This window comes from Chitinolyticbacter meiyuanensis (assembly GCF_008033135.1).
Lineage (GTDB): Bacteria > Pseudomonadota > Gammaproteobacteria > Burkholderiales > Chitinibacteraceae > Chitinolyticbacter > Chitinolyticbacter meiyuanensis.
Genome location: NZ_CP041335.1, coordinates 2,452,923 through 2,475,534, shown reverse-complemented (window position 1 = coordinate 2,475,534; position 22,612 = coordinate 2,452,923). Strand labels below are relative to the sequence as shown.

The following is a 22,612-nucleotide window of genomic DNA, read 5'->3' as shown; positions in this document are numbered from 1 at the left end:
TTCTAGGCCTGCCAGCTGCCGGACTTGCCGCCATGCTTTTCCAGGAGGCGCACGTCGGTGATGGTCATGCCGCGATCAACCGCCTTGCACATGTCGTAGACGGTGAGCAGCGCGACATTCACTGCCGTCAGCGCCTCCATCTCCACGCCGGTGCGGCCCACCGTCTCGGCGCTCACCGTGCATTGCATGCTGCTGCCGGCAAGATCGAGTGCGAAATCGACGGTGACGCGGGTCAGCGGGATCGGATGGCATAGCGGGATCAGGTCCGCGGTCTTCTTGACGGCCATGATGGCGGCGATGCGGGCGATACCGAGCACGTCCCCCTTCTTGTGGCCACCGCTGGCGATCAGCTCCAGCGTGGTGGGCTGCATGCGGATATGGCCGCTGGCGACGGCGATGCGCGCGGTTTCTGCCTTGGCACCGACATCGACCATATGCGCGTGACCCGCCGCATTGAAGTGAGTGAGCTCGTTCATCACGAATCCCAGCGTTGCCGCTCGACGTTGTCTTTGGCCTTGGCCTCGACCCACGTCCGCGCTGCGCCGGTTTCCTCCAGCTTCCAGAACGGTGCCTCTGTTTTCAGGTAGTCCATGATATAGGCATTTGCGTCGTATGCCGCCCTGCGGTGTCGGCTCGCGGTGAGCACCAGCACGATCTGCGCGCCGGCTGCGAGCGGGCCGACGCGGTGGATCACCGTCACTGCCGAAAGCGGCCAGCGTGCGGAGGCGGCATCGACGATGGCGGCGAGCGCTTTCTCGGTCATGCCCGGATAGTGTTCCAGCGTCATCACCGAGTCGGGGCCGAAATCACGCACCCGGCCGACGAAGGCGGCGACAGCGCCGCTCTCGATATCGTGCTGGATGAGTGCCGCGCATTCGCGACTCAGGTCGAAATCGTCCGGCCCGACGACGATACGGATACGGCTCATCCGCCGGTCACCGGGGGGAAGAGCGCCACTTCGGCGCCATCAGGCAGCACATCGTCCAGCCGTGCCATGTCCTGATTGATCGCGAGGCGGAACACCCGCGCGCCACCCAATTCGTCTGCCCATGCGCCGCCGCGACCAGCCAGCTCAGCTACCAGCTCGGCGCCGGTGGCCGCATCGGTACTCAGCGTTTCGCTGCTACGGGCAAAGGCTTCGCGCAGCCGGGCGAAGTAAACCAGATGCAGTGTTTTCATCGGCGCCTCATTGCGTCAGAAGTGCCAGCGGCAGGATGCGCACCGGGTCGCCTTCCTCGATTGTTAGGCCTTCGGGAACGATGGCGAGTGCATCCGCCCATGCTGCCGAAGTGAGCACTCCCGAGCTCTGGTTAGGATAAGCCACTGCGTGGCCGTGCTCGATGCGCACGCGTAAGTATTCGCGCCGTGCGGCAGGCGTGCGCCGCTCGAACCGCGCCGGCAGCCACAGATGCGGCAGCGTCTCGCTCACGCCGAGCCGCGCCAGCAGGAACGGGCGCACCAGCAGCACGAAGGTAACGAAGGTGGAGACCGGATTGCCTGGCAGGCCGATGAAGTCGGCCTCGCCGACCCGGCCGAAGGCGAACGGCTTGCCGGGCTTGATGGCGATCTTCCACATCGCCAGCCAGGCGTTGGTTTCCAGCGCCGCACGCACGTGGTCTTCCTCGCCGACCGACACGCCACCGGTGCTGAGCACCACGTCGTGTGCCTCGGCGGCCTCACGCAGCACGCGGGTGGTCAGCCCGCGCTCGTCGGCGACAATGCCGTAGTCGGTCACTCTGCAGCCCAGCGCCTGTAGCAGGTGCACCAGCAGGTAGCGGTTGGAGTTGTAGATCTGGCCGGGGCCCAGCGGCTGGCCGGGCTCGACCAGCTCGTTGCCGGTGCACAGCAAAGCCACCCGCAACGGCCGCAGCACATCGACCCGGGCGATGCCGATCGAGGCGACCAGGCCCAGATGCGTGGCACCGAGCCGGGTGCCGGCCGCGACCACAATGCTGTCTTGCGCCACGTCCTCGCCGACGCGGCGAATATGCTGGCCCGGCTTGATCGTGCCAGCCACGCTGAGGGTATCTGCTGCCATCGTGCAGTCTTCCTGCATCACCACCGCGTTGGCGCCAGGCGGGATCGCCGCGCCGGTGAAGATGCGCGCCGCTTCACCCGCCGGCAGCGGCGCTCCGACCTCGCCGGCGGCAATGCGCTGGGTGACGGTGTAGCTCGCCGGTGGCGCGGCGAAGTCCGGCACATTGAGTGCATAGCCATCCATGGCGCTGTTGTCGAATCCCGGCACGGCCAGCGGCGAGATCACATCGTGTGCCAGCACCCGGCCCAGTGCGGCGCTCGGAGGCAGGTGTTCTGATTCGGTGATGCGGCGGGCGGCGGCGGTCAGTTGTTCGAGGGCGAGTTCTACGGAGAGCATGGGGCGGCGGAGAGCAGGATGAAGTCGGCCAGGGCGGCAATATCGGTCAGACCGAAGCACGGCAGCGCGGTTGCAGGCGCGTTGTCACTGGCGATGGCGATGATGCTCGGGTCGTTGGGCCAGAGCATAGGATGGCCGGTGGCGGCCCGCCAGACCTCGAGCTTCGGGCACCGGGCATGCTTGTAGCTCTCAAGCAGGGTTAACTCGGCCGGGGCGAGGCGCGCCAGCAGCTCGGCCAGCGTCGGCTCCGGTGCAGCACGCAGCTCGTGGACGATGGCAAAGCGATACGGCGACACGACGGCCACCTCGCCCGCGCCAGCCGCGCGCAGGCGGGCGCTGTCCTTGTGTGGCGGCTCCAGCGGGATATCGTGATGCGAATGCTTGATGGCGTTGACCGTGATGCCGCGGCGGGCGTACTCGGCAATCAGCGCTGCGAGCAGCGTGGTCTTGCCAGAGCCGGACCAGCCCGCGATGCCGAAGGCGCGCATCAGGCTGTCTCCGGAATCAGCGGGCACACCAGCGGCAGGAAGGCATCGGCCCGTGGCGACCAGCCAAGCAGTGCACCGGCGTAGAGATCGAAATACCAGCCATGTAGCGTCAAGCGGCCATCCACAACACGTTCAGCGATCCACGGATAGCTCTCAAGATTGTGCAGCGACACCAGGATGGCGGCGAGCTCGCAGGCACGCTGGCGCTCGGCATCGCTCGCCAAAGGTAACTGGCGGAACACCCGTTCGCGCGCCGGCTCGGCGATGCGGATCCAGCGACCGATATAGTCCATCGGGGCCGCGCCGCTATATCGCTGCTCGACCAGCGCCCGGATCCCGCCGCACTGGGCGTGCCCCATGACGATGATGCGTGCCACCTCCAGCTGCTGGACAGCGAACTGGACGGCCGAAGTCACGCCAGCGAAGTGTTGTTTGGGATCACACGGCGGCACCAGGTTAGCCACGTTGCGGACAGTGAAGATATCGCCGGGATCGCAACCCAGCAGCAGCGCCGGGTCTACCCGTGAGTCGCAGCAGCCGATCAGCAGGGTGCTGGGGTGCTGGCCGGCCTGCAGCTCACGATACAGTTGAGGACTGTCCGCAAAATACTGGAGCTGGAAGCGCTGAAAGCCGTCAATGAAGCGTTCGAGCACATGCATCTCAGCCTCCCGTCTGCGACATGAAGCGCACGATCTTGGCCGGCTGCTCCGTGAACTCGTGGCGTTCGGGCTTCGCAGCGATGCCTGCGCGGATAGCATCCAGCAACGCGATATCGTCGGCACCGTCGCGCAACATCGCGCCGAGCGGGACTTGGAACTCCTGTCCCAGGCACAAGTAGAGCGTGCCATCGACGGTAAGCCGCACACGGTTACAGGAGGCGCAGAAGTGTTGCGACATCGGGGTAATGATGCCGAGGCTCATGCTGCTGTCGCTGGTGCGCCAGTAACGTGCGGGACCCGCACCCTGACCCTTTATTTCGGGGATCAGCCCGTATGTATGGGCCAACTGCTGGCCAAGGCGGTTCAAGTCGATGCCCACGGCCTCACGCCCTGTTTCGCCCATAGGCATGGGTTCGATCAGTCGCAGGACATAACCTTCGGCAACGGCAAACTGCACCATTCTATGGAGCTCATGATCATTTACCCCACGTTGTACGACCATGTTGAGCTTGATCGGCGCAAAACCTGCTGCCTTGGCTGCGCGTAGGCCTGCGAGAACATCAGCCAAGCAATCGCGCCCTGTTACACGGGCCATGCAGTCGGCGTCCAGGCTATCAAGGCTGATGTTGAGCCGTTGTACGCCAGCCGTGTACAAGGCCCGAGCGTGCCGTGCCAGTTGTGTGCCGTTGCTTGAGAGGGATAGATCACGCACACCCGGTGTAGCCGCAATGGCACCGGCGAGTTCCGCAATGCCGTGGCGTAACAGCGGTTCTCCTCCAGTTAGGCGAATCTTGCCCACGCCGAGGCAAACGAACAGCGAAACCAAGCGGTGCATTTCGGCGTGACTCAGCCAGTTGGCTGGCTCCTCGAAGCCGTTGAAGCCCTTGGGCATGCAGTAGGTGCAACGCAAGTCGCAACGATCAGTGACCGAGACGCGCAAGTAATCGATGCGACGACCGAAGGTGTCGACCAGAGAATCAGTAGTGAGCGGGTAGCAAGTATCGGGCTGCATGGGTCAGGATTCCCCTCTCTTGCTGACATTGTCGTGCGCGACTGCCACAACCACCATTCGCCCCAAGAACTAGGTCAATGGAGCTAGAGCCTCGCACAACGACTCAGCTCAACAATAGCTTGCCTCCCGCGATCACCAGCACCAGCGCCAGCGCCCATTGCAGTTGTGGCACTGCCAGTCGACAGCTGCCCAGTCCCGCTCCGAGCCAGCCACCCAGTGCGACGCATACTGCCCAAAGTGGCCAACCTGCTGGCAATGCCAGCTGTCCAATGTGATACACGCCGAGTAGTCCAGCAGCAGAGTTCATCCAGATGAACGCAGCAGAAGTGGCCGCAATGGTGCGTGGTGCTGCCCAGCGTAGCCAGTAGAGCAGGGGGCTGAGGAATATCCCGCCACCCACGCCAGTCAAACCGGACAGCCCGCCGAGCATTGCACCGAACCCCAATAGTCCCGGCCGACTGGCGTCTCTCAATGGCCGCTGTTCAACGCTCTTGGCCTGCCACGCAATCTGCGCACCGGCGTACAACAGCATTACGCCCAGTACTGGCTTGTAGAGCGTTGCTGGCAACTGCCAACGCCCACCCAGATAAGCGCAGGGTATCGATAAAAATACGAGAGGCCAAAAAAGCGTCCAGCGGAAACTGCCTGCCCGATAAAACCGAAACAAAGCGATCGCTGCCACAACCAGATTCAGTGCAAGTGCGCTCGGCTTCATCACGGCCGGTGGAATACCCGCAAGCGCCATGACGGCCAGGTAGGCAGAGGCGCCGCCATGGCCGACGGCAGCGTAGAGCGTCGCCGCGATGAGCAAGAGCATCGCCAGTGGCGCGACATCCACGTCTATCTCCTTGCGGCTAAGTTTATTTGTAGGAGCCGGGCCGCACTCATTGCACCAACGGAGTATCAATCTCACCAAGCTCGATGCCGCTGATGCGGGCACGGCCGGCCAGCAGCTTCAGATATTGCCGCGTGGCGGTATCGACGCTACAGGCGTGCAGCACGCCAGCGATCTCGGCCTCGACCTCGTCGAACAGCCGCAGCCGCCCGGCAATATGGTGACGGACGCGCACGATATGCAGGCCAAAGCGCGTTTCGATCAGCCGCGGCACGATGCCGGGCGCTGCACTGAACAGCACGCGCTCGAACTCCGGCACCGTCTGCCCGCGACCGAGCTGGCCCAGCGCGCCGCCCTGTGCCGCCGACGGGCAGTTGGAACGCTCGGCCGCCAATGCGGCAAAGCGTTCGGGCTCGGCCAGCAGTTCGGCCAGCGTGGCTTCGGCGAATTCGCGTAGTGCCGCCAAGGGCACGCGCGGCGTGAACTGAAACAGGATGTGATCAGCCTCGACCAGCTCGCCGACGGTATAGCGCGCCGGGTGCTGCTGGTAATGGCGCAGACAGCTGTCGCGGTCGGGCTGCGGCACCACTACCTCACGTGCCAGCAAAGCGGCGATCAATCCATCTTCATCGGGCGCGTACAGGCCGAGGTGCTCCGCTTCGCCGTGCAGCAGGTGGCGCAGGATCACCGCCAGCGTGGCCTGCCGTAGCGGCTGCGGTACGCCCTGATGCGATGGCAGTTCGAGCGCGACTTCGTCATCGCTCAGTTCATGGTCGTTGACGACGATGGGCATGGCCTTTCCCTTTTCGATGATTTCAGCGCGGACGCACCAACTGCCAGGCCCGCCCCAGGTAGGTGACCGAAGCGAAGCCACTCCAGACATGGACCAGTCGGGTGAACGGGAAGATCACGAACAGTGTCATCCCCATGAAGAGGTGCGCCTTGAACAGCCAGTGCGCGCCGCTGATGAAATCGGCCGCCCCGGCGCGCAAGGTGACGATGTGCTGGGCCCAGCTCATCAACAGCACCATCTCGTGGCCGTCGCGATGCTGGGCCGAGACGAAGATGGTCGACAGCCCCAGCAGCAGCGTGATCAGGATCCACAGCAGCAACACCTTGTCACCGGGGCGGGTGACCGCACGCAGCCGTGCATCGCTCAGCCGGCGATGCAGCAGGATGGCCAGGCCGGTCAGACAGATGCCGCCCATGACGCCACCGGCGACCATGGCCACCATCTGCTTGAAGCTGTGCGTGACGCCCAGCGCATCCCACACTGCCACCGGCGTGAGCAGGCCCACGGCATGGCCGAAGAGCAGCCCGAGGATGCCGACATGGAACAGGATGTTGCCCAACCGCAACCGGCCGCGGTGCAGCAGCTGCGAGCTGTCGGTCTTCCAGGTGTACTGCTCGCGCTCGAAGCGTGCGAGGCTGCCCAAGAGAAAGATCGCCAGCGCGATATACGGGTAGATGCCGAAAACGAACGAGTGAAGGTAGCTCATGTCGGGGCTCCTGGCGGGAGTAACGGGTGAAGGTGGATGGCGGGCGTGCGCGAATTGCGGCCAAGCAGTGGCCCGGCGCGCAGATCACGGGCGCGTGGCGGCGGCACCTTTCACCCCTTGGGGATAGAAACGCACGGTCTGGATGCCGCCGGGCTGCGGTTTGAGCAACGGCTCCGTGCCATCCGGCGCGGGGCCGAAGGTTTCCAGCAGTTCATCCATGTCGCGCACCGGCGGCTCGCGCAGCGGCTTGGGAGCGACCGTGGCCAGCTGGCGCAGCACTGTGAACACGGCGGCATACGGGCTGCTGCACCCGGTCAGCCGCTCGCCGATGGCGGCGATCACATGGATGGCATCGTTCAGCAGCAATTGAGCATCCTCGGGCGACAGCTGGCCGAGGAATTCCAGGAACAACGGCAGGTAGTCGGGAAGTTCCCCCAGCTCGCTGCGCGGCTCGAAGCCACGGTTCTGATATTCGTGCAGCAGGTCGACCATGGCCTCGCCGCGATCGCGACTTTCGCCATGCAGGTGCTCGAACAGGTGCAGGGCGTGCGCCGGGTTGCGATCGAAGGTGGCCACGTAGTTTTCCTGCAGCGCGATCAGGTTGTTGCCGCGCAGGAAATCGAGCAGCGGCCACAGCGTGACATGGGTGTCCGGGTGGAGTGCCAGCGCGGCATCGAGCTCGTCGACGGCCGCCCGCAATTCCGTGCTCGGGTAGCTCAGCAGCGCGGACAGCACGCGATAGGTGATGTTCATACGCCCTCCTTCGCCTTGCGTGACTTGGGCATGTGCACATAGATCACGCTGCCTTGCTGCTTCTTGCCGAACAGCCCGCCTTCCGAGGTGCCGCCGGAGCAGCCATTGCCGAAGGTGAAGCCACAGCTGCCCTTGTCATTGAAGCTGTCCTCGACCAGTTCCTTGTGGCTGGACGGGATCACGAAGCGATCCTCGTAGTTGGCGATGGCCATGATCTGGTACATGTCCTCGACCGTGGCCGCATCCAGCCCCAGCGGTGCGATCAGCGTCTCGTCACCCTTGCCGTGTACTACCTCGCTGCGCTTGTAGGCACGCATCGCAATCATCCGTTCCAGCGCCTCGATCACCGGTTTCTCCTTGCCGGCGGTGAGCAGGTTGGCGAGGTAGCGCACAGGAATGCGCAGGCTCTTCACATCGGGGATGATGGTGTCGCCAACCACCGTGTGCGGCATCTGCCGGTTCTGTGCAGCCGACTGGATCGGCGACAGCGGCGGGATGTACCAGACCATCGGCAGCGTGCGGTACTCGGGATGCAGCGGGAACGCCACCTTCCACTCCATTGCCATCTTGTACACCGGCGATTTCTGCGCGGCCTGCAGCCAGCTTTCCGGAATGCCCTGCTTGCGTGCCTCGGCCAGCACCTCGGGCGAATGCGGATCGAGGAAACAGGTCAGCTGCGCCTCGTACAGATCCTGCTCGTTCGCCACCGAGGCGGCGGCATCAATCTGGTCGGCGTCGTACAGCAGCACGCCGAGGTAGCGGATGCGGCCCACGCAGGTTTCCGAACACACGGTGGGCTGGCCCGCCTCGATCCGCGGGAAGCAGAAGGTGCACTTCTCGGCCTTGCCGCTCTGCCAGTTGAAATAGATCTTCTTGTACGGACAGCCCGAGATGCACATGCGCCAGCCGCGGCACTTGTCCTGGTCCACTAGCACGATGCCGTCGTCCTCGCGCTTGTAGATCGAGCCCGAGGGGCATGATGCGACACAGGCCGGGTTCAGGCAGTGCTCGCACAAGCGGGGCAGATACATCATGAAGGTGTTCTCGAAGGTGCTGTACATCTCCTTCTGCACCCCTTCGAACAGCGCATCGCGGCTGCGCGAGCTGAATTCGCCGCCGAGGTCGTCCTCCCAGTTCGGGCCCCATTCGATCTTGTCCATTTTCTTGCCGGTGAGCACCGACACTGGCCGCGCCGTCGGCGGCGTTTCGGAGAGCGGTGCGTGCTGCAGGTGCTCGTAGTCGAAGGTGAACGGCTCGTAGTAGTCGTCGATCGCCGGCAGGTTGGGATTGGCGAACAGGTTGGCCAGGATCTTCAGCCGGCCGCCCTGGCGCGGCACCAGCTTGCCACGCGCATCCCTTACCCAGCCGCCCTGCCATTTGTCCTGATTCTCCCATTCCTTCGGGTAACCGATGCCGGGCTTGGTTTCCACATTGTTGAACCAGGCGTACTCGACACCGTCGCGGCTGGTCCAGACGTTCTTGCAGGTGACCGAACAGGTGTGGCACCCGATGCATTTGTCGAGGTTCAGCACCATGCCGACCTGGGCGCGGATCTTCATTTGGCCACTCCTTCTGCTGCCTGTTCTTCGGTGTGTGGCCCTTCCAGCCAATCCACTTTCTTCATCTTGCGCAGCACCACGAACTCGTCGCGGTTGCTGCCCACGGTGCCGTAGTAGTTGAAGCCGTAGGCCTGCTGCGCGTAGCCGCCGATCATGTGGGTGGGCTTGAGCACGGCGCGGGTCACCGAGTTGTGGATGCCGCCGCGCTTGCCGCTCATTTCCGCGCCGGGCACGTTCACGATCTTTTCCTGGGCGTGGTACATCAGACACATGCCCTGCGGCACCCGCTGGCTGACCACCACGCGGGCGGTCAGTGTGCCGTTGCTGTTGAACACCTCGACCCAGTCGTTGTCGACGATGCCGGCCTGCTTGGCCTCGGCTTCGGAGATCCACACATGCGGGCCGCCGCGCGACAGCGTGAGCATCCTCAGGTTGTCCGAATAGGTGCTGTGTATGCCCCACTTCTGGTGGGGGGTGATCCAGTTGAGCACCAGCTCGTGGTTGCCGTTGGGCGCCTTGCCCAGCATCGGCGCCACCGTCTTGGTGTCGATCGCCGGCTTGTAGACGCAGAAGCCTTCGCCGAAATCGAGCATCCAGCGGTGATCCTGGTAGAACTGCTGGCGACCGGTGAGCGTGCGCCAGGGAATCAGCTCGTGCACGTTGGTGTAGCCGGCGTTGTAACTGACTTCCTCGCTTTCCAGCCCGGACCAGGTCGGGGCGGAGATGATCTTGCGCGGTTGCGCCTGCACATCGCGGAAGCGGATCTTGTCGTGCTCGCGGCCGACGGCCAGGTGGGTGTGGTCACGACCGGTGATCTTGGAGAGCGCCTCCCAGGCCTTCACCGCCACATGGCCGTTGGTCTCGGGCGCGAAGGTCAGGATCATCTCGGCGGCATCGATCGCGGTGTCGAGCCGCGGCCGGCCTTGGCTCACGCCCGGCTCAGTCACCGTCTTGGTGAAACCGGCGAGCTCTTGCACCTCGTGCCCGGTCTCCCAGTTGATGCCCTTGCCACCGTTGCCAAGCTTGTCGAGCAGCGGCCCCACCGAGGTGAACTTCTTGTAGACATCGGCGTAGTTGCGTTCGACCACCACCATGCTCGGCGCGGTCTTGCCTGGAACCAGCTCGCACTCGCCCTTCTTCCAGTCAAGCGGCATCATCGGCTGACCCAATTCGCCCGGGGTGTCGTGCATCAGCGGCTGCAGCACCACATCCTTGCGGGTGCCCAGATATGGCCCGCCGATCTCGCTGAATTTCCTGGCGATGAGCTTGTAGATCTCCCAGTCGGTCTTGCTCTCCCACAACGGTTGCACCGCCTCACTGAGCGGGTGGATGAACGGGTGCATGTCACTGGTGTTGAGATCGTCCTTCTCGTACCAGGTGGCCGTCGGCAGCACGATGTCGCCGTAGAGGCAGGTGGTGCTCATGCGGAAGTCGAGCACGGTCAGAAGATCGAGCTTGCCCTCGGCCGCTTCCTCGCGCCAGGTGACTTCGCTGGGGCGGATCGCGTCGTTGGGGTCATCGAACAGCGCGTTCTGCGTGCCCAAGAGGTATTTGAGGAAGTACTCGTGGCCCTTGCCGCTGGAACCGAGGATGTTGGAGCGCCAGACAAACATATTGCGCGGGAAGTTGTTCGGGTGATCCGGATCGTCGCAGCTCATCTGCACACCACCAGACTTCAGCTGTGCGGCAAGATAATCCGGCACTGCCTGCCCCGCAGCAGCGGCCGCGTCGCATATATCGAGCGGGTTGGTCTGCAGTTGCGGCGCGGAGGGCAGCCAGCCCATGCGCTCGGCCTTGGCGTTGAAATCGATCATCGCCATCTGCGACAGCCGCGATTTATCGGCCGTCGGCGCGAGGATCTCGTCGACATGCAGCTTTTCATGGCGCCATTGGCTGGTGTGGGCGTAGAAGAAGCTGGTGCCATTCATCTGGCGGGGCGGACGCACCCAATCGAGCGCGAACGCCAGCGGCGCCCAGCCGAACTGCGGCCGCAGTTTTTCCTGGCCCACGTAGTGCGCCCAGCCGCCACCGCTCTGGCCGACGCAGCCGCACATCATCAACAGGTTGATGATGCCGCGGTAGGTCATGTCCATGTGGTACCAGTGGTTCAGCGCGGCGCCGACGATCACCATGCTCTTGCCGTGCGTGTCGTGCGCGTTCTGCGCGAATTCGCGCGCCACCTGCACCACCAGCTCGGGCTTCACCCCCGTGTGCTTTTGCTGCCACGCCGGGGTATAGGGCGTGTCGTCGCTGTAGGACGTGGCGACATTGCCGCCACCCAGGCCCTGGTCGACACCGTAGTTGGCCAGCTGCAGATCGTGCACGGTGGCAACCAGCGCGCTCGTTCCATTGGCCAGCGTGATGCGACGGGCCGCGACATTGCGCACCAGTAGTTCGTCGTGCTCGGCGCCGAAGTAACTGAAGCCGACGCCGACGATCTCGTCGTGCGAGCCCTTCAGGCTCAACAGCGGATCGATCTCGCGACCGCTGCCGCCGTCGCGGCTTTCCAGATTCCAGCGGCCCACCTTGCCGGTAGCCGCCTTGTCCTCACCCCAGCGAAAACCGATGGTGCCGTTCGGTGCCACGAGCTCGCCGGTCGCCGCATCGATCGCCACCGTCTTCCAGTCGGCGTTGTTGGCTTCACCGAGTGCAGCGGGCAGCTGCGCGGCGCGCAGGAAATGATCGGGCACGTAGATGCCATCCTGCTTGCGCAACTGCACCAGCATCGGCATATCGGTGTACTGCTTCACATAGGATGTGAAGTAAGCCGACGGGTTGTCGCGATGGAACTCGCTGAGCACCACGTGGCCCATGGCCAGTGCCAGCGCGGCATCGGTTCCCTGCTTGGGCGCAAGCCAGATGTCTCCGAACTTCACCATCTCGCCGAAATCGCTGGAGACGGCCACCGTCTTGGTGCCCTTGTAGCGCACCTCGGTATAGAAATGGGCGTCGGGCGTGCGCGTCATCGGCACGTTCGAGCCCCACACCATCAGGTAAGTGGAGTTGTACCAGTCGGCCGATTCGGGCACGTCGGTCTGCTCGCCCCAGATCTGTGGGCTGGCCGGCGGCAGATCGCAATACCAGTCGTAGAAGCTCAGGCACGCGCCGCCGATCAGGCTGAGGTAACGCGCGCCGGCGGCGTAGCTGACCATGCTCATCGCCGGAATCGGTGAGAAGCCAACGACGCGATCCGGGCCGTATTGCTTGATGGTGTAGGCATTGGCGGCGGCGATGATCTCGGTGGCGGTATCCCAATCGGCGCGCACGAAGCCACCTTGCCCGCGCACGCTCTTGTAGCGACGGGCGCGCTCCGGGTTCTGGCTGATGTGGGCCCAGGCGGCGATCGGGTCCATGGTCTGGCGTGCCTCCCGCCACATCTCGATCAACCGGCCACGGATCATCGGATATTTCACCCGCTGCGCCGAATACACATACCAGCTGTAGGAGGCACCACGCGGGCAGCCGCGCGGCTCGTGGTTGGGCAGGTCGGGCCGCGTGCGCGGGTAGTCGGTCTGCTGGGTTTCCCAGGTGATCAGGCCGTTCTTCACATAGACCTTCCAGCTACAGGAACCGGTGCAGTTCACGCCGTGCGTGGAGCGAACGATCTTGTCGTGCTGCCAGCGCGAGCGATAGCCATCCTCCCAGCGCCGGTCCTCCTTGACGACGGCGCCGTGGCCGCCCGCGAACGTGGACTGCACCCGGCTGAGGAACTGAAGGCGGTCGAGAAAATGGCTCATGGTGTGGGCTCCGTCCCGGTCGTAGGCGCCGGGGTTGGTTTCAGTCTCCGCCTGTGCCATGCCGCACGACATTCATCGATCGGTCGGGGGCGGCGCTGCACAAGGACTAGTCCGTTTGGCCAAGGACCGATCGGTCAGCACGGCATCGGGGCGTGGCGGCGTGCATACCACCACCAGGTGATCAGCACGCAACTGAGGTAGAACAGCACGAAGCACCACAGCGCCGCGTGCGGGGTACCGGTGATTGCGATGGCAGTGCCGAAGCTCTTGGGAATGAAAAAGCCGCCGTAGGCACCGATCGCACCGGAGAAGCCGAGCACCGCTGCGGCCTCCTTGTTGCCCTCGAGTGTGGCTTGCCGCTGCGCCGCTTCACCCTTGCCGGCCACGCGCAGCCGCTCGGTGAGGAAGATCACCGGGATCATGCGGAAGGTGGAGCCATTGCCGATGCCGGTGAGCGCGAACAGCAAGATGAACACCGCGAGAAAGCCGCCGAACTGCCCCGCCTGGCCAGCCGAGGGCAGGAACTGCATCAGGCCGATCACCGCCAGTGCCATCGCAACGAAGGTCCACAGCGTGACGCGCCCGCCGCCCACCTTGTCCGACAACCAGCCTCCGAGCGGCCGGGTCAGCGCCCCCACCAGCGGGCCCAAAAACGCGTACTGCGTGGGATTGACCTCGGGAAACTGCGATTTGGTCAGCATGGCGAGGCCCGCCGAGAAACCGATGAAGGAGCCGAAGGTGCCGAGGTACAGCCAGCACATCAGCCAGTTGTGGTGGCGCTTGAAGATCACCGCCTGCTCGGCGAACGAGGCCTTGGCATCGGCGATATCGTTCATGCCGAACCAAGCAGCCAAAGTGGCCGCCACGATGAAGGGCACCCAGATGAAGCCCGCGTTCTGCAACCACACGGTGCTCACGCCCTGCGGTGATTGCGTGGTCTGGCCAGCACCGCCCAGTGCGCCAAACACCCCGACCGAGATCACCAACGGCACCAGGAACTGCACCACACTCACGCCCAGGTTGCCGATGCCGGCATTGAGCCCGGTGGCCAGCCCCTTCCTCGCCTTGGGAAAGAAGAAGCTGATGTTGGCCATGCTGGAGCTGAAGTTGCCGCCGCCGAGACCGCACAAGAGGGCCAGCACCAACAGCGTGGGATAGGTGGTTGACGGGTCGCGCAGCGCAAAGCCCATGCCGAGCGCCGGGATCAGCAGGCTGACCGTGGAGATGGCGGTCCAGCGCCGCCCGCCGAACACCGGCACCAGGAAGGAATAGAAGATGCGCAGCGTGGCGCCGGACAGGGCCGGCAGCGCGGTCAGCCAGAACAGTTGGTTCTTGCTGAAGTTGAAGCCGGCCTGGTCGAGATTGACCACCACCACGCTCCATAGCATCCAGACACTGAAGGCCAGCATCAGCGCCGGGATCGAAATCCACAGGTTGCGGTTGGCGACGCGGGCGCCGGTCTGCTGCCAGAAGGCAGCGTTTTCCGGCTCCCAGCGGTTGAGCACATGCGAGGACATGACAGGACTCCTGTTCAGGAATGGACGTCAGGGAATGGGACGGAGCGCGGGCTGCGGTTCCTGCGTGGTGCGGGCGGCGCGGAAACTGAAGTGCATCCAGACGAGACTGACGCACACGGTGCCGTAGAGCAGCATGAAGGCGCTGGAGCGGATGCCGGTGAGATCGAGCGCGATGCCGAACAGCACCGGCAGCAGAAAGCCGCCCAAGCCGCCGGCGAGGCCGACCATGCCGGACACCGCGCCGATCTGCTGCGGGAACTCATCGGCAATGAACTTGAACACCGAGGCCTTGCCGATCGCGGTCGTCACGCCGACGACGAACAGCAGGCCGGTGAACAACCAAGGGTTGAGCCCCATATGGAAGGTGCGCAAACCTTCGACGGTGCTGATGGTGAACTGCGTCTGCGGATAGCTCAGCAGGAAGAAGCAGACCCAGCACACCCACATCACCCACCAAGTGGTCTTGTAGGCGCCGAAGCGATCAGAGATCCAGCCTCCTACGGCGCGCAACACGCCACCGGGCAGGGAGAAGCAGGCAGCCAGCAAGGCCGCAAGGCGCATGTCGAAACCGTATTCGCCGATGTAGTACTTGGTCATCCACAGCGCGAGCGCGACATAGCCGCCGAACACCACCGAGTAGTACTGGCAGTAGCGCCAGACACGGGGGTCCTTGAGCATGCGCAGCTGCGCGGTGAGGCTCACCGTGGCCGGCACCTTGTGTGCCGGATCGGAGGACGACCCCAGCCAGAACAGCACCGCTGTGAGCAGCATGGCCGCCGCATACACTTGCGGCACGATCATCCAGGCGCCGCCCGCCGCTGCGATCAGCGCCGGAGCCGCAAACTTGGTCAGCGCCGAACCGGAATTGCCGGCACCAAACACGCCCATGGCCAGGCCCTGGCGGTGCTTGGGAAACCAGCGCGCCACGTAGGGCGTGCCCACCGAGAAAGAACCGCCGGCGACACCGACAAACAGCGCCAGCACCAGGAAATGCCAGTAGGCCGTGGCATAGCTCATCAGCCAGATCGCCGGCACCGTGGCAAGCATCAACAGGAACAGCACGATGCGGCCGCCGTAGCGATCGGTCCACAGCCCCAGCGGCACCCGCACCAGCGAACCGGTGAGCACCGGCATGGCGGCCAGCAGGCCGAACTGGGTTTCGGATAACCCAAGCTGTGCCTTGATCGGGATGCCGATCACGGCAAACATCATCCAGACGGCAAAACAGATGGTGAAGGCAAAGGTGCTGGAGACCAGCACCGGAATGGCTTTGGCGGGAAGGGAGTCGGAGGCCATGGCATGCTCGTAGCGCGATTCGATGCTACCGAGCTTAGGGAGATGGCCTGTTGTGGCCTATTCGCCAAACAGCGGACTTTTGATTTTCCGAATAGCTAGGCCGAAATGGCTAGGGCGACGATATCTTGGGTCGACGTCGCGCCGGTGAAGCAACTGATGAGTTTTTAGCAGAACGAAATGCCTAACTAGATCGTGCCGTTGCGGTCTCGCAGTGAGAGTAGGGTAGAGCAGACAATAGAGGTCTTACTTAGGTGCACCAACTTTCAAATTAGCACGCCTACGTTTGGCAGGTGCTCTGGGCGTTGCTCTACTCTCCACGTCTTTGTTGCGTGTCGCGCTCAAGGCTACGCATGAGCCGCGGCACTGTCACCTCTTGATCTTCCAAGACTGGAAAAGTGCAGGCCGTTAAATAACAGCACCACTGGCATCGAGGCGTAGCTCTTTGAGCTCGAGTGCGAACAGGGCTGCGCGAGCCATGCAAAACCGGTTCAAATTGGAAAGCCGATCTTAGGTTGTTTGCTTGACTCGCGTTTCGACCGGCAGCAATACTTTCCGCAGATATAGCTTTCCTTCTAAGTTTGGGCCGTAATGGTCGGGCACGAGCCCGCAGGGCATGAAGTCATTTTTGCCATAGAAGGCAATGACATCATAGTCAGCAGGATAGGTGTGCAGGCTTATGCTGTACACCCTCTGTTTTTGCATTTCCATACAAATGTGTTGAATCAGCCGAGAGCCATGGCCTTGCTTTCTTAGTTCCTCAGAAACAGCCATTTGCATGATTTCTGCGCTTTGCCAGTGACCACCCAGTTCGATAGGGCGTTCGTCGATTAGCACGCTGGCAATAGCGCAGGGTCTGTTGTAGTCGGAAAACATTGCGAAGAAAAATGCACCGCAATAAAGTAGTTTGTCGACTCTCGTTTGCAACCAAGCACTATGGCTCGGATTTTGCAAATCGAAGGCACTGTATTCGGCATGCCCTAACATCGGGAAGAAAGGCTTAATCTCAGGTAGCGTCGTCAATGTCCGGATATTCATTGTATTCTTCCAAATGTAATTTGCTTTGCGTTGGCGTCAATTCAGGGGCGCAGCGATCGATAATTTGAGTGAATCGCTGGTGCTTTGTTGACCTTACTGCACATATCCCTTGCCAGGTGAAGGTGGCGCCAATGACGAGCTGACGACCAATCATGGTGCGGGGCCTATAAACGGTGTCTTGGCTGTCCTCGTAGGGGAGCATGCTCGGGTTTTATGCCTCCCTGGAGGACTGGGAGCTTAAACGGCAACCAACGGCCGTGCTTTGCACGGATTGCGCCTATGGAGGGGGCAATCCGGTCCGGGGCTGCTCGGATGCCATTTTCATGGCAAGTTTTGGAGGAGTTACGCCCGACGGGGCAAGTGATCAGTACAGCCAACCGGTCCGAAACGATACGCCGGCGGCGACAAACAGGATTGAGATAGCTGTCACCGGAAGGATGTGCCACGCCAAGCTTTTCATGTTGTGTTCGGTCAAATGCGGGATGACACGTAGGCGTGCATCGATCGCCAAAGCGACGGTGAGGCTCAAGAGGAAAAGCTTTACCGCAACGACATGGTACACAGGATTGGTGAAATCGAACCATTGATCTGTGCTGCCAAGCATCTGGTGTGCGAGGGCAATGCCCGTGATGATCTGAGCCACGAGGGCTGGTAGACCGATTTTTTCATAAACGCTTTCGAACTGGAGCAGTTGTGCGGGGGATTTCTCTCTGAGTGCTCGCGGCAATATGACCACTGAAAGCACGATATGCCCGCCCGTCCAGATGGTTGCCCCGAGCACATGCAGGAGTAAAAGAAGGCCGTACATAGGAGGCTCCACTCAATCAGTGAAATTGCAGTTCATTCGTACCGGCGAGTCTGCCCACACAGCAGGCAACGGCAATCCATGCGGTCACGCCCGTATTCCGTGGGGCCACCACAGATTCGGCATTGGTGTTTCGTACCCCGGTGCTGAAGCCATAACAACCAGACGCTTCGAAATAGCAGGAAACCACCTGTAATGAGCAGACCGTATTCCACGCCTCTTGCGATATGGGACATGCTGAATATCGCTTTGGATTCCGCAAGTCGATTTGATATTCGTGAAAACCAGAACGAAAAAGCGGCACACATCGCGGGTGGCAGGAAAAGCCTAAGTAAAATACGGGTGGTGAGATCACACATTTTTTGATCAATCTACTTTGCTGTAATTTCGAGTGAAAATCTATGAATTGGCATATTGAGTCAAGGCGTCGTCAAGGGGTTTCTTGCCAAGGTGCAATCAACTTCTCTAGAAGGAGTAGAGCCTCTTCTCGGGTTGCATCCTGGAATAGAAGGTATCCATATGCTACCTCGAACTGGGCTTGAGCTTCTTCAAAGACATCCGGATCTTTTGCTGCCTTTGCAAGGCAGTACAAGGCGTTGATCATTGCAGGAGTCACGCCATAATGTACCTGCGTAATGATGCGTAGAAAATCGACCTGCTTCTTCAGGTTTTCGACTTCTTCACGAAGTTTTGCCAATTCTTCTTCCAACTTTTGCACCTCCTGTGTTTGGACAAAGAGAGCGAATACAACGCATTGGAGATGGCCGGCTTTCTATTTTAGAAGCGCCGAGACAGTACGTGAAGTACCTTGGCTACTGCCTCTTCACGGCGCAGTTCTGAGCTTTGCCGGAGCCCTGCTCCGTCAGTGCTTTGGCCGTCGAGCCTTGGCATTGTTCGATTGAGGGCGCACTTGAGATGCCTGCACTGGTGGCGCTACGCAGTAGCCAAGACAAGGTCTTTTATCCCGGGCGACGATCAGCTCGTGGCGTGGCATAGATCCATGCCGAACGAATCACCCAAGGGAAGAAGGCCACGAGCCATCCTATTGCGGCTATCGCTTGCCAGCGGAACAGATCGGGGGCGAATTCCGCTGCGATTCGAATCAGAACAACGAGCTGCAACAATGCAAATGCGAACTTCGCAGGCCAACCAAGTTCAAGCGGACGTCCAGAATGTCCTTGGGTCACGCGTGTAACCATGGCTACGAGCAAACTTCCGAAGAAGCCGATATAGAGCGCGTGGGCCGGAGCTCGCCCCAGCTCTATAACATCGCTATACACAAACCAGAGGCTTTGTATTGCGTAGAGCGCCAATGCGATGGGCAGCCACAGCGTGCCGAGGAACAGCACACGTAGCAGCGCGGGCCCCTTTTTTCGGGGCCAGATGCGCCAAAGCCAGAAACTGCACAACCCTAGCCAGACGGTGTCGATAGGCCAGAGCCACGCGTAGAGGTGTGCGAACTCAAGTCCCGCATGAACCAGCGCGAGAACCCAAAACGGAATCAATAGCCAGAGGGGGCGCCAAGACACATAACCCAGCACGACGTTGCCTGCAAAGAAAGGGAACATCCGATGTGCCACCGTGAAGTAGATCGGGAGCAGCAGCGCGAAGGTGCCGATTTTGATGGAGGCGTAGAGCCATTCAACGTCTTGCAAAAACAGATAACCCGCAAACAGCGCTACCCCGAGCCAGCCAAAGAGTAGTGCAGCGCCGCAGGACGCAGCATGCCATGTCTTCAAGCGATCTCGGATAAGCAGCGATATCAACACTAATGCTCCGTAGGTCCACCCCGTGAGTGTCGCGAGCACGGCGATTTTAATTAGGGAAAGTGAGGTGGAGAGGCCAACGAGAAACAGGATCTGCCCACAGAGCAAACCAATGCCGACAGGCAGATAGCGGGTTCGCGCCAAGTCGCTCATTCCCATCCAGCGGGGAAAGACCGTCAGTAGGAAGCCAAAGATGAATGGCGGTAAGACGTGATATTGCATGAGGAATGCATGAGCCCAGAATGCGGGGACGACAGTCGCCGGCGTTGTCGCACCTGGTATGGAGGTGCAAAGCAGCCACCATGTCCACCAAGCCATGGCTGCCAGCACATTGAGCGCACCGACAAAGAACAAGAGGCGGTGCGGTGCGGCAGCAAGCTGATGCGCACTGGGCATAAAGCGCTCGCGATCAGCTTGTGAGATGCCTGAATTTGGTTCGGGTGTGTCGTTAGCCATGACATGCCAAGTTTTTTACATCAGCCATTGCCAAAACACGCCAAGCGGGTGATGCGCACGTGCAATGCTGATGATGTACAGGAACACAACGATTGCAGCGACAAACGCTGAACGTCGCCTCGCCGCAGAGGGGGAGCGTAGCGCGACGGTTGCCAAGCCGATGTAGAGGATCAGCAAGCTGATCTTGGTGATCAACCAGCCATTCGCAAAAAATGCGCCCGGCAGTATCGACAGCAGCATCAGGGCCGCGGTCAACAAGATCGTATCAATCGTCCAGCTCAGGTAGCGAACAGGCCCGGCGAGCGCAACGCGCTGGTGCCCGAACTGCACCAGCGCGCCGCGAAGCAGAAACAACAGGCCGCTCGACATGACCGCCGCGACGTGTACCCATTTGATCTGCGGGTAAAACTCGATCACGTCTTCATGGCTCCTTGACGTTATCCTGCTCAACCAGTTCGGGACGTGGTGCGATCCATAGCCGGCATACGAACCATGTTAGTGCCAATGCGCCGAAGCTGAAGATGACGTCGCCGGGGACACGCATCCAGATCAACAAATCAACGATCGATCGTTGCATGAAGTCAGCGGAACGTGCATAGGCGTAGCCGTGTTCAATCGACGCCAGCAGCTGCAATGTGCCAAGCGGCAAGAGCGTCAGAAGCGCCATGAGCGCCAAACCGATGTTAAGTGCCCAGAATGCAAACTTCAGTGCTCCGACATCCCAGTGCATCTGGCCACGCAAGCCGCGCAGGCAGAACAGCACCAGCGCAATCCCCAGCATGCCGTAGACACCAAACAACGCGGTGTGACCATGCAGCGGCGTGAGATTCAACCCTTGCATGTAATACAGCGAGAGCGGTGGGTTGATCAGGAAGCCGAATAGTCCTGCGCCGACCAGGTTCCAGAACGAAACCGCAATGAAGAAGAGAATTGGCCAGCGGTACCGAACCATCCATGGCGTTGCACGCCCGTACTTCCAAGTCTGGTAGGCCTCGAAGCCGATATAGGCCAACGGAACGACCTCCAGCGCGCTGAAGCTTGCGCCGAGCGCGACAACGGCCGTTGGTGTCCCAACAAAATAGAGATGGTGCAAGGTGCCCAGCACACCACCGGACATGAAGATGATGGTGGCAAACAAGACCGCCACCGTCGCCGACCGAGCATGGACCAGGCCCAGCTTGGTGAAGATCAGCGCCATGACGGCCGTAGCGAAGACCTCGAAGAAACCCTCAACCCAGAGATGCACCAGCCACCAGCGCCAATACTCCACCTCAGATATATGCGTGTGTTCGTTCCACATCAGCGCCGAGCCGAAGAACAAACCGATCGCGACCGTCGACAGGAACATCAAGCCAACAATCGACTTGGTGTCGGTCGCCGGCCCGCGTAGCACGGGCCAGAGTGCACGCCCCACCAGCGAAAGCCAGATCAACAGGCCAGCAAACAGGAACCATTGCCAGAAGCGGCCCATATCGGCGTACTCCCAGCCTTGGTGCCCCCACCAGAAATTGTGCTCGAGCCCCAGTTTCTGCATCACCGCAAGCCACTGGCCGGCAAAGGAACCGACCACGATGATCAGCAGACAGGCGAATAGCACATTGACACCTAGGCGTTGGAACGGCGGCTCATAGCCCGACAATGCCGGAGCGATGTAGAGGCCCGTGCCTAACCATGCGACGGCAATCCACAGCACAGCCAATTGGGTATGCCACGTCCGGGTGATCGAATAGGGCAGGTATTCGGAGATCGAGAAGCCGTAGGCTTCCTGCCCTTCGACCTGATAGTGCGCCGTGATCGCGCCTAGCAGGATCTGAACCAGAAACAGCGCAAGCACGATCCAGAAGTACTTCGCTGTGGCGCGCATGGAGGGCGTGACCTGCAACGTCGCAAAGGGATCGGTGTCGGGCAAGGCCTGTTGTGCTTCTTCCCGATCATGCGAGACCGCGTGATGCCAACCCAATGCCGCAATACCGGCCAGCAAGAACGTGACGCTGAAAGCTGACCACACCCACAGCGACGGTGGTGGGGAGTTGCCGATCAAGGGCTCGCTTGGCCAGTTGTTGGTGTACGTCACGCGTTTTTCCACGACGCCAGCGGGACTCGGTGCGATCGTTTCTCCAGTGGTCCCGGGGCGTTCGGTGGCGGCAGCCCAAGCGGTCCACCAGATGAACGCGGTGAGCTTTTGACGATGTTCGAGAGATGGAACCGTATCGTTGCGCATCGCATAGGCTTCACGTAGCGACGCTGTAGCCGAGTCATTGCCAAACAGACTGACGTAGTGTGCGGCCACTGCAGCGATGGCGCGTGCGCGTTCTTCGGTCACCGTGATCGTGCCGGTCGTTGGATCGTAGGTATTACGCCGTACTTGCACCTGGAGGCGCCCGCGGAGCCGGGCTTGGCCTTCCTGGTCGAGAGCGCTGTAACTCGCAGCGCCTTCGCTCCGCGCCCAAGCGTTGAGCATCGCCATCGACTCCCGATGCAGCCAGTCTGCACTCCAGTCGGGAGCGACATATCCGCCGTGGCCCCAGATCGAACCCAGCTGCATCCCACCGATGGACTGCCACACCTGACGACCACGCTCAATGTCTGCGCGGGTGTAAACGACGGCGTTCCGGTCTGTGACCACCCGCTCAGGGATCGGTGGAGCCACACGGAAAATCTCGCTTCCAGCCCATAGCAATACCGAAAAAGAGATCACCAAAAGCACCAATAAACCCAGCCATAGTCTGCGTGTCTGATTCATGCGCCGTCTCCATCTCATCGCAATGTCAACATGCATTCCGAGTATTCCAGGCCTTGGCCACACGCTTGGAATGCCTAC

22 protein-coding genes are annotated in these 22,612 nt (G+C 61.6%); all 22 read right to left on the bottom strand.

Going from position 1 to position 22,612, the window contains the following annotated elements; genetic code table 11:
* Window positions 1-2 precede the first annotated feature (2 nt).
* The 22 genes from moaC to FLM21_RS11665 all read right to left on the bottom strand — a co-directional run bounded on the left by moaC (window position 3) and on the right by FLM21_RS11665 (window position 22,534).
* Window positions 3-476 (bottom strand): cyclic pyranopterin monophosphate synthase MoaC, encoded by a 474-nt coding sequence (gene moaC, locus FLM21_RS11770; RefSeq protein WP_148715745.1) that lies wholly within the window; start codon window positions 474-476, stop codon window positions 3-5.
* Entirely contained in the window at window positions 476-928 is a 453-nt protein-coding gene (locus FLM21_RS11765; protein WP_148715744.1) for a molybdenum cofactor biosynthesis protein MoaE, read from the bottom strand. The genes moaC and FLM21_RS11765 overlap by 1 nt, the downstream gene beginning before the upstream one ends.
* Entirely contained in the window at window positions 925-1,179 is a 255-nt protein-coding gene (locus FLM21_RS11760) for a MoaD/ThiS family protein (protein WP_148715743.1), read from the bottom strand. The genes FLM21_RS11765 and FLM21_RS11760 overlap by 4 nt, the downstream gene beginning before the upstream one ends.
* Before the next feature lie 7 nt (window positions 1,180-1,186).
* A complete protein-coding gene (locus FLM21_RS11755) occupies window positions 1,187-2,374 on the bottom strand; it encodes a molybdopterin molybdotransferase MoeA (protein WP_148715742.1) in 1,188 nt (395 codons plus the stop codon).
* Complete coding sequence (gene mobB / locus FLM21_RS11750) at window positions 2,362-2,862, bottom strand: molybdopterin-guanine dinucleotide biosynthesis protein B (protein ID WP_222846690.1); 501 nt, start codon at window positions 2,860-2,862, stop codon at window positions 2,362-2,364. Before mobB ends, FLM21_RS11755 begins: the two co-directional genes overlap by 13 nt.
* Window positions 2,862-3,521: a carbonic anhydrase gene (locus tag FLM21_RS11745; RefSeq protein WP_148715741.1), complete on the bottom strand. Its 660-nt coding sequence runs from the start codon at window positions 3,519-3,521 to the stop codon at window positions 2,862-2,864. The genes mobB and FLM21_RS11745 overlap by 1 nt, the downstream gene beginning before the upstream one ends.
* A 1-nt stretch (window position 3,522) precedes the next feature.
* The gene (gene moaA / locus FLM21_RS11740) at window positions 3,523-4,533 is read right to left on the bottom strand and encodes a GTP 3',8-cyclase MoaA (protein ID WP_148715740.1); all 1,011 of its coding nucleotides are present in this window, start codon (window positions 4,531-4,533) and stop codon (window positions 3,523-3,525) included.
* Between the two features lie 103 nt (window positions 4,534-4,636).
* The gene (locus FLM21_RS11735) at window positions 4,637-5,371 is read right to left on the bottom strand and encodes a sulfite exporter TauE/SafE family protein (RefSeq protein WP_222846689.1); all 735 of its coding nucleotides are present in this window, start codon (window positions 5,369-5,371) and stop codon (window positions 4,637-4,639) included.
* A gap of 46 nt (window positions 5,372-5,417) precedes the next feature.
* On the bottom strand, window positions 5,418-6,161 hold the full coding sequence (locus FLM21_RS11730; protein ID WP_148715739.1) for a peptidylprolyl isomerase: 744 nt from the start codon (window positions 6,159-6,161) through the stop codon (window positions 5,418-5,420).
* A 22-nt stretch (window positions 6,162-6,183) separates the two neighbouring features.
* Window positions 6,184-6,867 carry a respiratory nitrate reductase subunit gamma gene (narI, locus tag FLM21_RS11725; protein ID WP_148715738.1) on the bottom strand — a complete coding sequence of 228 codons (684 nt, stop codon included), beginning with the start codon at window positions 6,865-6,867 and terminating at the stop codon, window positions 6,184-6,186.
* Between the two features lie 84 nt (window positions 6,868-6,951).
* Window positions 6,952-7,620, bottom strand: coding sequence for a nitrate reductase molybdenum cofactor assembly chaperone (gene narJ, locus FLM21_RS11720; protein WP_148715737.1), 669 nt, complete (start codon window positions 7,618-7,620; stop codon window positions 6,952-6,954).
* The gene (gene narH / locus FLM21_RS11715; RefSeq protein WP_148715736.1) at window positions 7,617-9,179 is read right to left on the bottom strand and encodes a nitrate reductase subunit beta; all 1,563 of its coding nucleotides are present in this window, start codon (window positions 9,177-9,179) and stop codon (window positions 7,617-7,619) included. Before narH ends, narJ begins: the two co-directional genes overlap by 4 nt.
* Window positions 9,176-12,916: a nitrate reductase subunit alpha gene (locus FLM21_RS11710; protein WP_148715735.1), complete on the bottom strand. Its 3,741-nt coding sequence runs from the start codon at window positions 12,914-12,916 to the stop codon at window positions 9,176-9,178. The genes narH and FLM21_RS11710 overlap by 4 nt, the downstream gene beginning before the upstream one ends.
* A gap of 134 nt (window positions 12,917-13,050) precedes the next feature.
* Window positions 13,051-14,433, bottom strand: coding sequence for a NarK family nitrate/nitrite MFS transporter (locus FLM21_RS11705; RefSeq protein ID WP_148715734.1), 1,383 nt, complete (start codon window positions 14,431-14,433; stop codon window positions 13,051-13,053).
* Window positions 14,434-14,460: 27 nt separating this feature from the next.
* Window positions 14,461-15,729, bottom strand: coding sequence for an MFS transporter (locus tag FLM21_RS11700; protein ID WP_148715733.1), 1,269 nt, complete (start codon window positions 15,727-15,729; stop codon window positions 14,461-14,463).
* Window positions 15,730-16,236: 507 nt separating this feature from the next.
* Window positions 16,237-16,764 carry a GNAT family N-acetyltransferase gene (locus FLM21_RS11695; RefSeq protein ID WP_148715732.1) on the bottom strand — a complete coding sequence of 176 codons (528 nt, stop codon included), beginning with the start codon at window positions 16,762-16,764 and terminating at the stop codon, window positions 16,237-16,239.
* On the bottom strand, window positions 16,733-16,966 hold the full coding sequence (locus FLM21_RS11690) for a hypothetical protein (protein WP_148715731.1): 234 nt from the start codon (window positions 16,964-16,966) through the stop codon (window positions 16,733-16,735). The genes FLM21_RS11695 and FLM21_RS11690 overlap by 32 nt, the downstream gene beginning before the upstream one ends.
* A gap of 162 nt (window positions 16,967-17,128) precedes the next feature.
* Window positions 17,129-17,572 carry a CopD family protein gene (locus FLM21_RS11685; protein ID WP_148715730.1) on the bottom strand — a complete coding sequence of 148 codons (444 nt, stop codon included), beginning with the start codon at window positions 17,570-17,572 and terminating at the stop codon, window positions 17,129-17,131.
* Window positions 17,573-17,999: 427 nt separating this feature from the next.
* Window positions 18,000-18,278, bottom strand: coding sequence for a hypothetical protein (locus FLM21_RS11680; protein WP_148715729.1), 279 nt, complete (start codon window positions 18,276-18,278; stop codon window positions 18,000-18,002).
* Window positions 18,279-18,528: 250 nt separating this feature from the next.
* Window positions 18,529-19,791: an NnrS family protein gene (locus FLM21_RS11675; protein WP_222846688.1), complete on the bottom strand. Its 1,263-nt coding sequence runs from the start codon at window positions 19,789-19,791 to the stop codon at window positions 18,529-18,531.
* A 15-nt stretch (window positions 19,792-19,806) separates the two neighbouring features.
* Complete coding sequence (locus FLM21_RS11670) at window positions 19,807-20,208, bottom strand: SirB2 family protein (protein ID WP_148715728.1); 402 nt, start codon at window positions 20,206-20,208, stop codon at window positions 19,807-19,809.
* A 4-nt stretch (window positions 20,209-20,212) separates the two neighbouring features.
* Window positions 20,213-22,534: a nitric-oxide reductase large subunit gene (locus tag FLM21_RS11665; protein ID WP_148715727.1), complete on the bottom strand. Its 2,322-nt coding sequence runs from the start codon at window positions 22,532-22,534 to the stop codon at window positions 20,213-20,215.
* Window positions 22,535-22,612 lie beyond the last annotated feature (78 nt).